Here is a 13,426-nt window from a genome sequence, read left to right as displayed (position 1 = left end):
CTGCTCAGTTCAACCGCCCCAGGCCGATGACCTGATGACGCTACAGAAATTCCCGGCGTGGAAATGCGGATCCTTGTCGGCAAGCACGTCCGCCTTGACGTTACCGAAAGTCGTATCCGGCTTATGCTTGATTCCGTCGTAGAACGCCTGGATGATGTCTTCCTTGAAGTGCGGCGTGCGCGGATGAGCGTGGACCACCGCTTCCCGTTCAACCTCGCTATAGTCGGGATAGGTCAGCCCCAGGACGTCCATTTCCACTCCCGCGGTGACAAGAGCGACGACCGGATGCATGTGCTGCGGAATGCCCGGGGTCGTGTGCAGCGCGATTGCAGTCCATACGGTGTCGATGTCCTGCTGATTGATTCCATGGCTCTTCAGAAAATCGCGCGCAGCATTTGCACCGTCCACCTCGAAGCGCTCACATGCGCTGCTATGCTTGTGTGTCAGGCCCATGTCGTGGAACATGCATCCGCAGTAAAGCAGTTCCGGGTCGAACTTCAGGCCGCGATGCTTGCCTGCCAGGGCTCCAAAGTAGTACACACGGCTGGAGTGATGAAACAGCAAGGGCGAGGCAGTATCGCGGACGAGTTCGGTGATCTCGCGAGCCAGTTGACTATCGGGGACGGCGATTCCGGCAACGTTCAAAGTCATGATTGATCTCCATAGAAAACATGATCGATTCTCCTCAACCCGATAGATGTCTTCAATAGACGTAGCACGACAAATTCTGCCATTTCGCGCGATTATCAGACACACTGCCATGAATGCGGTATTTGACCGAGTGCATACGTGAGAATTGGCCATGTCCAGAATCATCGCTATTTTTGCCCTGCCAGGGGTTCAGCTTCTTGACGTCTCCGGACCGCTTGATGTGTTCGCACAAGCCAATATTGAAGCGCGCAAGGAGTTCTACGCACTGCGTATCATTTCCTGTGAGTCCGGTCCGATCCGCAGCTCGTCCGGCGCGCGGCTACTCGCGGATTGGGTCGCTCCAGACGTGGACGAACGCATCGACACACTGCTGGTAGCAGGTGCGCCTGGCGCCGGACAGGTCACGCTTTCCACCGGGATCGTCGCGTGGTTGCGCTCAACAGCCCTACGCAGCCGGCGGTACGGTTCAATCTGCACGGGCGCCTTTTTTCTCGCGTCGACCGGCTTGCTGGACGGACGTCATGTCACGACTCATTGGGCCGTGGCCGAGGCTTTAGCCGAGGCACATCCCTCTCTGACGATTGACGAAGACGCGCTGTACGTGAGGGATGGCAAGCTGCGCACCGCCGCGGGCGTCACGGCCGGGCTGGATCTTGCTTTGGCGTTGGTCGAAGAAGATCTCGGGCGCGACGTGGCACGGCGTGTTGCAGCTCAGCTGGTGATGTTTTTCAAGCGCCCCGGCGGGCAGTTGCAATTCAGTCAGAAAGGCGAGGCACGTCCTGCTGGACGCTCCGTTCTACAGGAGGTACAGCGTTGGGTCGCCGCCAACCCGGAGCTCGATCACAACGTAGCTGATCTGGCACGACATGCGGGGATTAGCCCGCGCCACTTCGCACGGCTCTTTCATGCTGAAGTCGGTATGACCCCTGCCGCGTGGGTCGAGGCGGCGCGTATCTCCGCGGCCCGCAAACTTCTGGAGAATGGCCACGACACCCCCAAACAGGTCGCGGCGAAGTGCGGCTACACCAGCGTGGATACACTGAGGCGGACATTTTCCAAGCACGTTGGCGTCACTCCCGCTGAATATCGCAAACGCCACGCGTCCGCGCCGGAGTAGGGCCTGAAAGGGTTGAGCACGCTTCGCGGCTTCCTTATCGAAGCGATGAGAACGTTCAATTGGTCTTTTCCTGCCCCTCGACGCATTATGCAGACGTAGTGCGAAGCGGCTGGCATGGATTGTCGTCCAGGGTGCAGCACCCGTCCCGTGGCCCCGGCTATCGCCATAGCACCGACAGCCTGTTTCACGCGAGAGGATTTCTGCGATGAGTACACCAGCCGCACGCCTGGGGATGACCGAACGAACCACCCTGGCCATCGGCGAGGTCGTGGCTGGACGCAAGTTCGGCATCCGGTCAGCTCTGCTGTTTGCCGGCCCTGCCGTCGTGGCTTCCATCGCTTACATGGATCCGGGCAATTTCGCCACGAACCTTCAGGCGGGGGCCAAGTACGGCTACTCGCTGCTTTGGGTCGTGCTGGCTGCCAACGTCATCGCCATGCTGTTCCAGGCGCTTTCGGCAAGACTGGGCATCGTCACGAACCGCAATCTCGCCGAGATGTCCCGCGAGCATTTTCCGGCTGCGGTGGTCTATGCGATGTGGGGAATCAGCGAAATCGCGGCAATGGCGACAGATCTCGCCGAATTTCTCGGTGGCGCGATTGGTCTGGCACTACTGTTTCACCTGCCCTTGCTCGTCGACATGGGGGTGACCGGACTCGTTACCTACGCGATCCTGATGGCCGAGAAGCAGGGCTTCCGGCCGATCGAGCTGATTATCGGCGGTCTCATCGGTGCCATCGCCCTGTCTTATGTGATCGAACTGGCGATTGTCCATGTAACGTGGGGAGCCGCGGTACACGGAGCGTTCGTGCCGCAGTTGCATGGTTCCGGCGCACTCGGTGTCGCGGTCGGCATTATTGGTGCCACGGTGATGCCGCACGCGATCTACCTGCACTCCGGCCTGACGCAAAATCGCGCACCCGCGCGCACCGATGCCGCCCGCCGGAAGCTGGTGCGCTTTTCGAACCGCGAAGTCGTGATCGCGCTGACGCTCGCCGGGCTCGTCAACATGGCGATGGTCATCATGGCGTCCGGGGCGTTTCACGCGGGTCATCCTGAAGTGGCACAGATCGAGACGGCCTATCACACATTGACGCCTTTGCTCGGCGCCGGCGCGGCCGGGATTTTTCTGGTTTCGCTGCTGGCCTCCGGCGTTTCGAGTTCGGTGGTCGGAACGATGGCGGGGCAAATGATCATGCAAGGCTTCGTGGGTTTTCGTCTTCCGGTCTGGCTGCGCCGTCTTGCGACCATGCTGCCTGCGTTCATTGTCGTGGCGTTAGGTGTCAATGCAACCGATGCGCTTGTCTACAGCCAGGTCGTACTGAGCTTTGCCCTGCCGGTGCCGATGATTGCGCTCGTGATCTTTACTAGCCGGCGCGAGATCATGGGCGTGTTTGTGAACAGCCGGCTGGTGTCCGGCACGGCGATAGTGGGGACCGTGGTGATTCTGGTCCTCAACGTGATTCTGTTGCTGCAGACTTTTGGGGTTGCGGTGCCGGGAATTCCGGCTGGCGGCTGACCTTAAGCGCTAGCGCGATACGCCGCCGGGCAATCACTCGAATCACAGGCCGCGTATCGCGTTCAATCATTGCTTGCCGGACTTTGTTGCGGCCTGCTCGATCAGCTTCGCGACTTCGGCCGGATGCGAGATATAGGCGACGTGGCTCGAGTTGATCTCGACTGTCGTGACACTGCGAAGCGCAAGCCTATCCGCAATCAGAAAGTAACCAGGAGTGCGGCGCCAGGGAGCGTGACAACCCACTGGAAGCCGCCCCTCCCGCTCGGATTTACATCGGCGGCACTACACCGTCCTTCTCGACCACGACCACTTTGCCGTCGTAGGTGCCGTCCTTCTCCGGAATTGCCACGATGAACACCTTCTTGCCTGTCGTCAAGTCGGTGCGCGTCGCGGGAATCAGCGTCACGACCGGAACATTGGCCGGCACGTTGATGGAGTTGCTACCGCCCTTGTACGACAGCTTGAGATCGCGGCCGCTGGTGCCTTGCACAACGGTATCCACGTTTGCGTTCGTCATTGTGCTGTTTGTGCCGAGATCCCACGCGTAATGCCCCTCGCCGGTGCCGCGTGCGGCCTCCGGAAAGACCACGACTTCCTTCGCGGTCAACTTGCCGTCAGCGCCGGGCATCGCCGCCGCGCCGACATAAGAACCCTGCTTGATATCGGCAAGCTGGATCGCCTTCACGGCATTCACGCCCGTCGAGTCCTTCACTTCGATCGTCACGGTGTCGCCGCTGCGGCGATGCACCTTCAGGGTGGTACCCGAAAGAGACACGATGTCGCCACGGATCCGTTCGGGCTTGTCAGCGGAGGATTGAGCGAAAGCCGCGCCGGCGAACGTCAACGCGACAAAGGAAGCAGCGAGTTTGAGTTTAATTGACATAAGTACTCCGTATTGGTTGTTGCGGTTAAGAGATAGTTGCGGCGAGTGGATCAGGAACCACCGAACCAGTTGTAGCCCTGGTTTTCCCAATAGCCACCAGGAAACTCATTGGTTACGGTAATGGCAACGATGTGCTTTGGATTCTTGTAGCCGAGCTTGGTTGGCATGCGCAGCTTCATCGGGAATCCATACTTCGCGGGCAGAATGTTGCCGTCGTAGGTGAGCGTGAGCTGCGTTTGCGGATGCAACGCGGTCGGCATGTCGATGCTCGTCCAGTAGTTGTCGGCGCAGTGCAGCGCGACGTATTTCGCGGTGGTATCGGCGCCGGCTTGCAGGAGGAAATCAGAAAATCGCACCCCGCCCCACTTGCCGATTGCGCTCCATCCTTCGATGCAGATATGCCGCGTCACCTGGCTCTGCTGGGGCAACGCATGCAGTTCATCGAGCGTCCAGATGCGTTTGCCTTTGACACGTCCACTGAGTTCGAGACGATAAGTCTGCGCATCCACGTCGGGCACCTGGTCGATGTCGTAAAAGGCATTGAACGGAAACGGCCGGGTGATCATCGATTCCGGATAGGTCGGCGCCAGCTTGCGCGAATCGAATAGCAGCGCTTGCGCGTCGTCGTTGAAGGATGACATTCTGCGCAGCATGGTGTTGACCGACTTGTCGTTCGTCAAATCGCAGCCTGACAATAGCGCCAGTCCGCCCAATGTCAGGATTCGCTTGCCAAAGAGGCGCCGTGACGACGATTGCAGTTCGCGTCGCGCATCCTTGATGATCGACTCGGCGTCGAGCGTCTGTAGAGGTTTGCGTGGAGTCATGGTTAGCGGCCCCGAATCATGGTGAGCAAAGAGCGTGGAACGAGCGCGACCATCACCACGTGCACCACGAAGAAGCCAACGAGCCCGCTCATTGCGGCGAAGTGGACGATGCGCGCGTTGTCGAAGCCGCCCATCAACGTTCGCAGAACCGGGAACTGCACCGGCTTCCAGATAGCCAGGCCCGACACCACCAGCAGCGCGATATCGGCTATCACGGCGAGATAGGCAAACTTCTGCACGGCGTTGTATTGGCTGAGATCGCCGTGACTGAGCTTGCCTTTCACCGCTGCAATGAGGTCGCCAACGATCGCGCGGATGCTGATGGGAAAGAGTTTCCTGCGCAGCCGTCCGGTGACGAAGTTCAAGACCACGTAAGCGACGAAGTTTGCGACGAGGATCCACATGACCGCGAAGTGCCAAAGCAGCGCGCCGCCTAGCCAGCCGCCAAGCGTAACGGACGCCGGAAAGCGAATAGCCTTGAAGATCGGGGACGCGTCGTACACCTGCCAGCCGCTCAGGCACATTGCGATGACGGCCGCGGCATTGATCCAGTGAAAAATGCGAACCCATACGGGATGGATGGTTGCGTGGCTCAAGACGACCTCACTGTCGACGGTATTGGCTTGGCGACAATGATCCCAGCCTGGCCGCCGCATCGGTATCGGTCAAATGTCCGACCCGAACGAGCCCGCCGCGCTGCAGGCGCCGCCGTCTCGCGAAGTTTCGCGGTTGACGCGCTGAGGTGGTGCGGCGTTTGAGGGGCAGCTAGATCCGCAGATTCTGGCTGACGTAGTCGATAAAGGCACGCAGCTTCGGCGACGCGTAACGGCTTGCCGGCCACAGGATCCAGAAAGTGACGGTCTGGTCGATGAAATCGTCGAGCACGATCTGTAACGCACCGCTCGCGAGCGCATCGCGCACAAGGAAGGTCGGCAGGAAGGCAAGCCCCTTGTTCTGAACCGCGAGAAAGGCCAGCACTTCAACGGTGTTGCTGACGAAGGTTTGCGGCAACTCCGGCTCTGCTTCAGATGCAGCGAGCTGAAACGGCCAGCGTTCCAGCTTGCCACTAGCGGGAAACTTATGGAGTAAGCAGGCGTGCCGCACGAGTTCAGATGGATGCGCAGGTATGCCGTGCCGCTCGAGATAGCCGGGCGAAGCGACCAGAACCTGACCACAGGAGCCGAGGCGCCGCGATACCAGCCTCGAATCGTGCTGCTCCCCCGTGCGTATCACTGCATCGAAGCCTTCGTCGATGATGTCCACCATGCGATCGGAGAGATCGACATCGAGTTCGATGTCCGGGTAGGCCGTCATGAAGCCATCCAGCGCCGGCACGATCAATTCGGACAGTTGTGGCGTGCTGATCCGCAGTCTGCCCCGTGGACTGCCGGCGGCATCGGACAACTCGGCTTCGGCGGCTTCGACCTCGCCGAGGATGCGCCGGCATCGCTCCAGGAATAACGCCCCTTCAGCCGTCAGGGTGATGCTTCGCGTGCTGCGGTGAAAGAGCCGCACGCCAAGGCGCTCCTCGGTACGCGCAATGCTTTTGCCGACCGCCGACGACGACACGCCGAGCAGCCGTCCCGCCTCGGTAAAGCTGCGAGTCTCCGCCACCTGCACAAACACCGACATGCCACTGAGACTGTCCATTGCCGCATCCGAGGCCGATTAAGGACATTTTTGTCCGATATGTCTGGAACCTTAGCCTATTTTTCTTATCCGCGTCCACCCATACACTGCTCCTCAAGGTCGAAAGCCCGCTGTTGATCGAGCATCACCAGCCACTCAATCTCGAGGCAATCATGTCCAAACTTCATTCCGCAGTCAGAATTGGTCCGTACGAACTTTCCCATCGCGTGGTGCTGGCGCCCCTCACCCGCATGCGCGCTGAAGCAGGCGCAAGGCCCGGCCCCTTGATGGCCGAGTACTACGCCCAGCGCGCGTCGGAAGGCGGCTTCCTGATCGGCGAAGCCACCATCGCAGCGCCCAATGGAAACGGCTACCTCGGCGCGCCTGGTCTCTACGACGATAGCCAGATCGCCGGCTGGAAGCAGGTAACGCACGCCGTGCACGCGAAGGGAGGCCGCATCTTCCTGCAGCTGTATCACGCCGGGCGCCAGTCCAACAGCCAGTTGCAGCCGGGCGGCGCGCAGCCGGTGGCGCCGTCCGCCGTGCCACACGGCGGCGTGGCCTATACCGAAGCGGGCTGGATCCCGAACACGCCGAGCCGCGAACTGACGATCCCCGAAATCGCCGAGTTGGTCGAGCGCTTCCGCACCGCCGCGATTCGGGGCAAAGAGGCCGGTTTCGACGGCGTCGAACTGCACGCCGCCAACGGCTACCTGTTCGATCAGTTCCTGCAGGACGGCAGCAACAAGCGCAGCGACATCTACGGCGGCTCGTTCGAGAACCGTGCCCGTTTCCTGATGGAAGCCACACGGGCCGTCATCTCGGTTTGGGGTAGCGACCGAGTGGCCGTGCGCCTCGGTCCGAGCGGCAGTTTTGGCGATATGTCCGACAGCGACCCAGCGGGACTCTTCACTTATGTCGCGGAGGAACTGGGCAAACTGAATCTGGCGTACCTGCACCTGATCGAGCCGCGCGTAGTGGGCAACGTGGATGATGAAAGCAAGGATCAGAACCCGGTCGCCGCGCAACTGATCCGTCAGCACTACAAAGGCATCATCATTGCTGCCGGCGGGTTCAAGGGTCACACGGCCGAAGCCATTCTGCAGGCAGGCGACGCCGACCTGGTTGCTTTTGGCCGCGACTTCATCGCCAACCCGGATCTGCCCGAGCGCCTGCGTCTTCAATTGCCACTGAATCCGTACGACCGGGACAGCTTCTTCGGCGGCGCAGACGTCGGCTACACCGACTACCCGTTCCATAGCGACGAAACGGTGGCAGCATAAGCGGGGCAGACGTTGCAGCAGTTCCCTATCAGCTTGCAACCCGGATCAGCAGCTTGCCGAAATTTCGACCGTTCAACATGCCGATGAAGGCCGTCGGCGTGTTCTCGAATCCATCGACGATGTCTTCCTTGTACCTGATCGCGCCGCTCTTGATGCCGGCGCCGACTTCGCGAAGGAAGTCCGGATACAACTCGGCGAAATCGTAGTTGATGAATCCGCGGATGGTGAGGCTTTTGCTCAGGACGTCACGCATGGTGCCGGGCAGCCGATCGGGTCCAGGATATTCGGACACGCCGAATTGGCTGATAAGGCCACATACCGGCACTCTTGCAAACTTGTTGAGCAAGGGTGCCACTGCGCGCCAGATGGCGCCCCCAACATTTTCAAAGTAGACATCGACGCCGTTCGGGCATGCGTTGGCAAGACGTTCCGCGAAGTCAGGCGCCCGATGGTCAATGCATGAGTCGAAGCCGAGTTCGTCTTGCACGAAAGCGCATTTCTCCGGCCCACCCGCGATGCCGACGGCGCGGGCGCCCGCGAGCCGGGCCAGTTGCCCGACAGTGGCCCCGACCGGGCCGCTGGCAGCCGCGACAACGACCGTTTCCCCCGCTTTGGGCTGGCCGATGACGCGCATGCCGGAATAGGCCGTAAAGCCCGGCATGCCGAGTACCCCGAGACGGGTTGTCAAAGGTGCGTCGGTGGAATCGATCTTTCGAACGCCTGCGCCATCGGAAATGGCATGCGTCTGCCAGCCAGCGTGAGCGAGAACGATATCTCCGACGGCATACCCCGCATGATTGGACTCGACGACCTGCGCGATGCACTCGCCTGTCATGACATCGCCGATAGCAACCGGCGAGGCATAGGATTTCGCGCTGTCCATGCGTCCCCGCATATAGGGATCGAGAGATAGATAGAGTGTTCTGAGCAGCAGTTGCTGGGCGCCTGGCTTCGGAACGGGAAACGGCTCAAGGCGGAAATCGTCTGCGGTGGGTTGTCCCTTCGGGCGGGACGCCAGGACAATTCTTCGTGCGCTTTCGCTGGTCATGTTGATTCTCCGAATTCTGTTACGTTGCGTTTTTTCGCTGGCAGCGTCGGCCGCCAATTCATCTGTCCATTTCACCTGCTATCGAGGCAAAAGGGCTGCGACGTGGTTAATATGTGCGTATGCACTTCACGACATACTCCTACGAATCTAACCGCGCTGTCAACCGATAGACGAGCGGCCAAACATCGACTGCCAGGTGTTCGATATGCGTCGCGAGGATCATGGCGCCCGCATTGCACGCGTGTGGTGCCTTCCTGCATGTCATATCATGAATGGAGCACTTGAAGAGACTAGCGATTGGAGTATCCGCTGTGCACCCAGACAAAGCTTGAGGAGGCGTGACGTATGAACGCTGACGAACCGGTTACTCCGGCGGTGCGACCGGTCAATCGCCGCGTGCTCGTTTGGGATGCTCCGACCCGGCTGTTTCATTGGCTGTTGGTGGTGCTGGTCGCAGTGGCTTACACGACGCTGAAGCTGAACTGGATCGACTGGCACGTGCGCAGCGGCGAAGCGGTGCTGGTGCTGCTGCTCTTCAGGTTGCTGTGGGGCTGCTTCGGTAGCGAGACTGCGCGGTTCAGAAGCTTCGTGACTTCGCCGGTGTCCGCGTTGCGGCATTTGCCGCACCTGTTTCGCCGTGAGCCGGATGTGCAGGTCGGCCACAACGCGGCGGGAGGCTGGATGGTTCTGCTGCTGCTCACGTTATTGTTGCTGGAGACGCTAAGCGGCCTCTATGTCAACAACGAGGTGGCGGACAACGGGCCGTTGAGCGAATGGGTACCCGCCTGGTTTGCTAATGCGATCTCGACGCTGCATGCGGTGGTGTGGAATCTGCTGCTGGCGGCAGTCGCGCTGCACGTGCTGGTGATCGCGCTCTACGCGGTGGTCAAGGGACACGACCTGGTGCGTCCGATGTTGAACGGATACAAGGCGTTGCCTGCTTCCGTGTCCGCGCCGCGGCAGGCGCCAGCGTGGCTGGCGCTGCTGCTCCTCATGATCAGTACCGCTGTGGTGCTGTTGCTCGCGGCTTATCTCTGAGCCTGTCGCGACTGGACTATAACCGGGCTCGGGGCGCCGGTGGTTTCGTCAGTTGCCCTTCGGCGGCATGACCTGGCCGCGAATCTCTCCATTCGGATTGGTCTTGGTGTGGACGTTGACGTACATATTGCCGGATTCGAACATCTGGGCTTCATCCGCTGACAGCGTGGCCTGACCGCTGAACGGACTCGTCAATTCCATCGACCCTTTCTGTGACAGCCAGATTTTCACGTTGGCGTTTTTTCCGACCGGGGCTGGGCCGTGGAAATGCGACATGGTCGCCGGAGCCGTCAAGCCACTAAAGGTAATGTTCCACGTCACCACGTGCGTACTGGCGTCATAAGTGAGGTTGGCGGTGCCACTGCCCGGTGTTTGCACTGGAGGCACCTCCTGGTCGCCCGTCAGCGGTACGGTAAAAGAAACCGGTGCCGCTTGTGCGAGCGTCATCGTGCCCGATAGTGCGAGACCGGCGAACAGCATCAGGGCACGTCGCGAGATCGAAACAGTCATTTGGTTTTCTCCGTGTTGAGTTTCCCCCTTTAATGACGCCCCGGTCGCTTTTGATTCGCGCGACAGGGATCTTTGACACAATGGGCCGACAAGGGGTAACACAAGCATAGACGCTGGCAGCCGGTAACTCCATACCCTTCTCTCACACGATCGTGGCGTCAATCCGCCTACGTCTATTTATTCTATGCTGCGACGAAGTGCCCGGACAGCGAGCGCGCTTCTTCTTGGGGCGTTGCCGCGAAGGCCGATTGAACAAAGACCGTCAACACGGCAGCCGGTGACATCACGGCCTATTTTGGTCCATGAAAATGGCTCGTAGCATTCCTTATGGATTGCCAAGATCGGGCGATCAGTCTGTTAACGACGGACCTGGCTGCAGTTTCGCACGCATGACCCGTACGGGACAATTCCTCTCAAGCTCAGTGCGCACTCAGGCCGTCGCGACCGGCGTCGCGGGCGAGCCGACCGCGCGCGGCAGCCGCAATGGCGGCGCCATGAGCAGGAATCGGTTGCGGCCGTTGGCGTGCAGCCAGTCGGCGAGTCCGCTCAAATGCCACAGCTCGCCGAGATGCACACCGAGACGGAACAAGCACAAATCATGCAGCGGATGCGAGGGATAACGCGCATCATTGCCCGGCGAGGCCGGCAACATTTCGACAGCCACGTTGTCGGCGATGAGCGCGGCGACGTTCGAATCGATGATCCAGCGGCGTTGCGGACGCGTTCGGCAGCGACCGCGAGATTCCCGTGGCGGCCGTGGCCTCGCCCGCCCATCTCGGCGACGGACGGCGCGCGCTCGCGAAGCTGCTCGACGAACATCCACAGATCGACGCGATTTTCTGCGGCGCTGACATCATGGCGCTCGGTGTGCTCATGGAAGCACACGCGCGCAAGCTTGAGGTGCCGGGACGGCTCAAGGTGATCGGCTATGGCGACCAGAATTTCTCCGCCGACACGGAGCCACCGCTGACGACGATCCGCATCGACGGCACAAGGATTGGCAAGCTCGCAGCTTCAATGCTGATCGAAAAGATCGAGACCGGCGCCAGCAAGCGCGCCAAGGTCGACGTGGGTTTTACGCTGATCGAGCGCGCGTCGGCCTGAGGTTTCGCGCGCAGAAAGTTGCGTCAGAAATGTAGGCGGCGCTCGTCAACTTGACCGTGCCCCCTCTATCGCCTGTACCCGTCATTCAGCGTCGAAAGAAACGCGGCGACGTCGTCGATGTCCTGCTCAGACCAGACGGGGCGCTCTCCTGCTTTGCGCGTGAGCGGTTCGTCGGTCGTGTCGACGTTCACGCGTAACGCAACCGGCAAGTCGTTGAATTTGTCGACCTTGCCGTGGGCGTCATTTGGATACCACTTCGCCGGATTGGTGTCGCGCTGAACGTAGAAACGCAGCGCGTCCTTTAGCGTGTGAAAGCGACCGTTGTGGAAGAACACCTGGCGCGTCGCCGTGTTGCGCAGCGAGACCGATTTGAACAGGCCGCAGTTGCTCGTGTCGCTGGACTGATCGGTGCGTAGTGGTCCGCACAAACCCATGTCGAAGTACTTCGGATCGGCGTTCGCCCGCAACTCCGGATTGCGTGGCACACCGAGCGCCTGGAAATTGAAATCGGTGAACAGCGGATGGGAACCGTCGACACCCGCCTGATCGATGTGGCAGGAGGCGCAATTGCCGCCCGACGGATCATCGAACAGCTTTTTGCCTCTCAGTTCTTTTGCCGTCAGTTGCGCCTTTCCATCCAGGTAGTAATCGAACTTACTGGTGTACGGATGAAAGCTCGGGTCTTCAAGTTCGAAGCGCTCGATGGCGTACATCGCCTGCGTGAACGCCCTGGCCGGGTCGGCAAAAATATTCTGGCCGAACACTTCCCTGAAGCGTGCCGCGTACGGCGCGCGCTCGAGTTTGACGAGCACTGCCGCCGGATCCCTGTTCGCCATCTCATCCGGATTGAGCAGCGGGAAACTCGCTTGATCCCGCAAGCGGTTGAAGCGTCCATCCCAGCCGAATCCGCCCACCGGCGCATTGTCCGTTTCGCTCAGCCGCTCGGACATGCTGGCCGCCTGCGCGTGGCTCCACATGGGCGTGCGGTTCAGAACGTAGCGCAAGCTCGGCACAGCGCGCGTGCCCTGCGAGTGCATATCTGCCCCGCCCAGTTGCGCTGCGAGGCCATTGGGCGGCCCGTACGCGTGCGACGGACTATGACAGCTCGCGCACGACATCTTGCCCGAGGCCGATAACGATGCATCGAAGAACATCAGCTTGCCGAGCGCGGCGGCGTCGCTATAGACCGGCTTCGCGTCGGCAGACGCCGCATGCGCTGCTATCGGCAGCATTACAGCGCCCGCCAGCGCAACGAGCACTGCGAATCGCATTGCGGAAACCCTCATCGGCTTAGAGGTTCGTAAAGATGTCGCTGCCGAACCCTACGAGGCCTGCCTGCGCCGCGTAACCGAGATGGTCGAGCTGGAAGATATCTTCAATGCTCTTGAGCATGGAGTAGTGGTTGTACTGCACCGTCGACACCGTGCCCGGCTTGATGAACTTCGAGATCATGACCGCGCCGGTGCGGTCGCCGCCGAAGCTCTGCTTGGTCAAGGTGATCGTCGCCCCCTTGTACGTCAGCGACGAAGTCTCCGGGAAAGCCGGCAGATTCGGACCCGGCTGCTGGCTGCAGCACGTTGTACCCGCGAAAGTCAGTTGCGTTTGACCCGCTGCGGGCTGGCTCACTGACGCGTAACTGCTTTCGTCGAAGTTGATGATCAGCAGGCCGTCCTGCTGGAACGCCGGCGAAGCGGTGATAATCGGCACCCACTTCTGCAGGAACGTGTTCGCGCTCGTCAGGCCGCCCGGCTGGCCGTTCACGCACGGCGAGTCGTGACCGTCGTCGCACAGATTCGGCGTGATCAGATTGAAGTTGGCGG

General features: G+C 60.6%; 14 protein-coding genes and 1 pseudogene. 5 read left to right on the top strand and 10 right to left on the bottom strand.

What is annotated here, in order from left to right; genetic code table 11:
* Positions 1 to 9: 9 nt before the first annotated feature.
* Complete coding sequence (locus A6V37_RS16610; protein WP_064270335.1) at positions 10 to 651, bottom strand: HD domain-containing protein; 642 nt, start codon at positions 649 to 651, stop codon at positions 10 to 12.
* Positions 652 to 802: 151 nt separating this feature from the next.
* On the opposite strand from A6V37_RS16610, the gene A6V37_RS16605 reads away from it, so the two are divergent.
* Positions 803 to 1,768, top strand: a complete 966-nt coding sequence (locus A6V37_RS16605; protein ID WP_064270334.1) for a GlxA family transcriptional regulator — start codon at positions 803 to 805, stop codon at positions 1,766 to 1,768.
* Positions 1,769 to 1,973: 205 nt separating this feature from the next.
* Positions 1,974 to 3,287, top strand: a complete 1,314-nt coding sequence (locus A6V37_RS16600; RefSeq protein ID WP_064270333.1) for an Nramp family divalent metal transporter — start codon at positions 1,974 to 1,976, stop codon at positions 3,285 to 3,287.
* Positions 3,288 to 3,555: 268 nt separating this feature from the next.
* On the opposite strand, the gene A6V37_RS16595 is transcribed toward A6V37_RS16600, so the two are convergent.
* From A6V37_RS16595 to A6V37_RS16580, 4 genes are all read right to left on the bottom strand, one after another.
* On the bottom strand, positions 3,556 to 4,170 hold the full coding sequence (locus A6V37_RS16595) for a hypothetical protein (RefSeq protein ID WP_064270332.1): 615 nt from the start codon (positions 4,168 to 4,170) through the stop codon (positions 3,556 to 3,558).
* Positions 4,171 to 4,220: 50 nt separating this feature from the next.
* Entirely contained in the window at positions 4,221 to 4,994 is a 774-nt protein-coding gene (locus A6V37_RS16590) for a molybdopterin-dependent oxidoreductase (protein WP_064270331.1), read from the bottom strand.
* A gap of 2 nt (positions 4,995 to 4,996) precedes the next feature.
* A complete protein-coding gene (locus tag A6V37_RS16585) occupies positions 4,997 to 5,650 on the bottom strand; it encodes a cytochrome b/b6 domain-containing protein (protein ID WP_242665897.1) in 654 nt (217 codons plus the stop codon).
* Positions 5,651 to 5,759: 109 nt separating this feature from the next.
* Positions 5,760 to 6,644, bottom strand: a complete 885-nt coding sequence (locus tag A6V37_RS16580; RefSeq protein WP_064270330.1) for a LysR family transcriptional regulator — start codon at positions 6,642 to 6,644, stop codon at positions 5,760 to 5,762.
* 152 nt (positions 6,645 to 6,796) lie between these two features.
* Here A6V37_RS16580 and A6V37_RS16575 point away from each other — a divergent pair, with 152 nt between their 5' ends.
* The gene (locus A6V37_RS16575) at positions 6,797 to 7,906 is read left to right on the top strand and encodes an alkene reductase (protein ID WP_064270627.1); all 1,110 of its coding nucleotides are present in this window, start codon (positions 6,797 to 6,799) and stop codon (positions 7,904 to 7,906) included.
* Positions 7,907 to 7,934: 28 nt separating this feature from the next.
* Here A6V37_RS16575 and A6V37_RS16570 read toward each other — a convergent pair whose 3' ends face one another.
* On the bottom strand, positions 7,935 to 8,954 hold the full coding sequence (locus A6V37_RS16570) for an NADP-dependent oxidoreductase (RefSeq protein WP_064270329.1): 1,020 nt from the start codon (positions 8,952 to 8,954) through the stop codon (positions 7,935 to 7,937).
* Between the two features lie 345 nt (positions 8,955 to 9,299).
* Between A6V37_RS16570 and A6V37_RS16565 the strand changes: the two genes are divergently transcribed.
* On the top strand, positions 9,300 to 9,992 hold the full coding sequence (locus tag A6V37_RS16565; protein WP_064270328.1) for a cytochrome b/b6 domain-containing protein: 693 nt from the start codon (positions 9,300 to 9,302) through the stop codon (positions 9,990 to 9,992).
* Positions 9,993 to 10,040: 48 nt separating this feature from the next.
* Here A6V37_RS16565 and A6V37_RS16560 read toward each other — a convergent pair whose 3' ends face one another.
* Entirely contained in the window at positions 10,041 to 10,502 is a 462-nt protein-coding gene (locus A6V37_RS16560) for a CHRD domain-containing protein (protein WP_064270327.1), read from the bottom strand.
* Between the two features lie 430 nt (positions 10,503 to 10,932).
* Positions 10,933 to 11,211: pseudogene (locus A6V37_RS16555) on the bottom strand (cyclase family protein); the annotation flags it as partial.
* A gap of 38 nt (positions 11,212 to 11,249) precedes the next feature.
* Between A6V37_RS16555 and A6V37_RS16550 the strand changes: the two are divergent.
* Positions 11,250 to 11,606, top strand: a complete 357-nt coding sequence (locus tag A6V37_RS16550; RefSeq protein WP_242665896.1) for a substrate-binding domain-containing protein — start codon at positions 11,250 to 11,252, stop codon at positions 11,604 to 11,606.
* A gap of 65 nt (positions 11,607 to 11,671) precedes the next feature.
* Here A6V37_RS16550 and A6V37_RS16545 read toward each other — a convergent pair whose 3' ends face one another.
* Together A6V37_RS16545 and A6V37_RS16540 are read right to left on the bottom strand one after the other, a co-directional pair.
* Positions 11,672 to 12,877 carry a cytochrome-c peroxidase gene (locus A6V37_RS16545; RefSeq protein ID WP_242665895.1) on the bottom strand — a complete coding sequence of 402 codons (1,206 nt, stop codon included), beginning with the start codon at positions 12,875 to 12,877 and terminating at the stop codon, positions 11,672 to 11,674.
* A 19-nt stretch (positions 12,878 to 12,896) separates the two neighbouring features.
* The coding region (locus A6V37_RS16540) for an alkaline phosphatase family protein (RefSeq protein WP_244174040.1) at positions 12,897 to 13,426 on the bottom strand (530 nt) is incomplete at its 5' end.

This window comes from Paraburkholderia ginsengiterrae (assembly GCF_001645125.1).
GTDB classification, from domain to species: domain Bacteria; phylum Pseudomonadota; class Gammaproteobacteria; order Burkholderiales; family Burkholderiaceae; genus Paraburkholderia; species Paraburkholderia ginsengiterrae.
The sequence above is the reverse complement of the archived record's forward strand: the minus strand, read 5'-3'. Positions and strand labels throughout refer to the sequence as shown.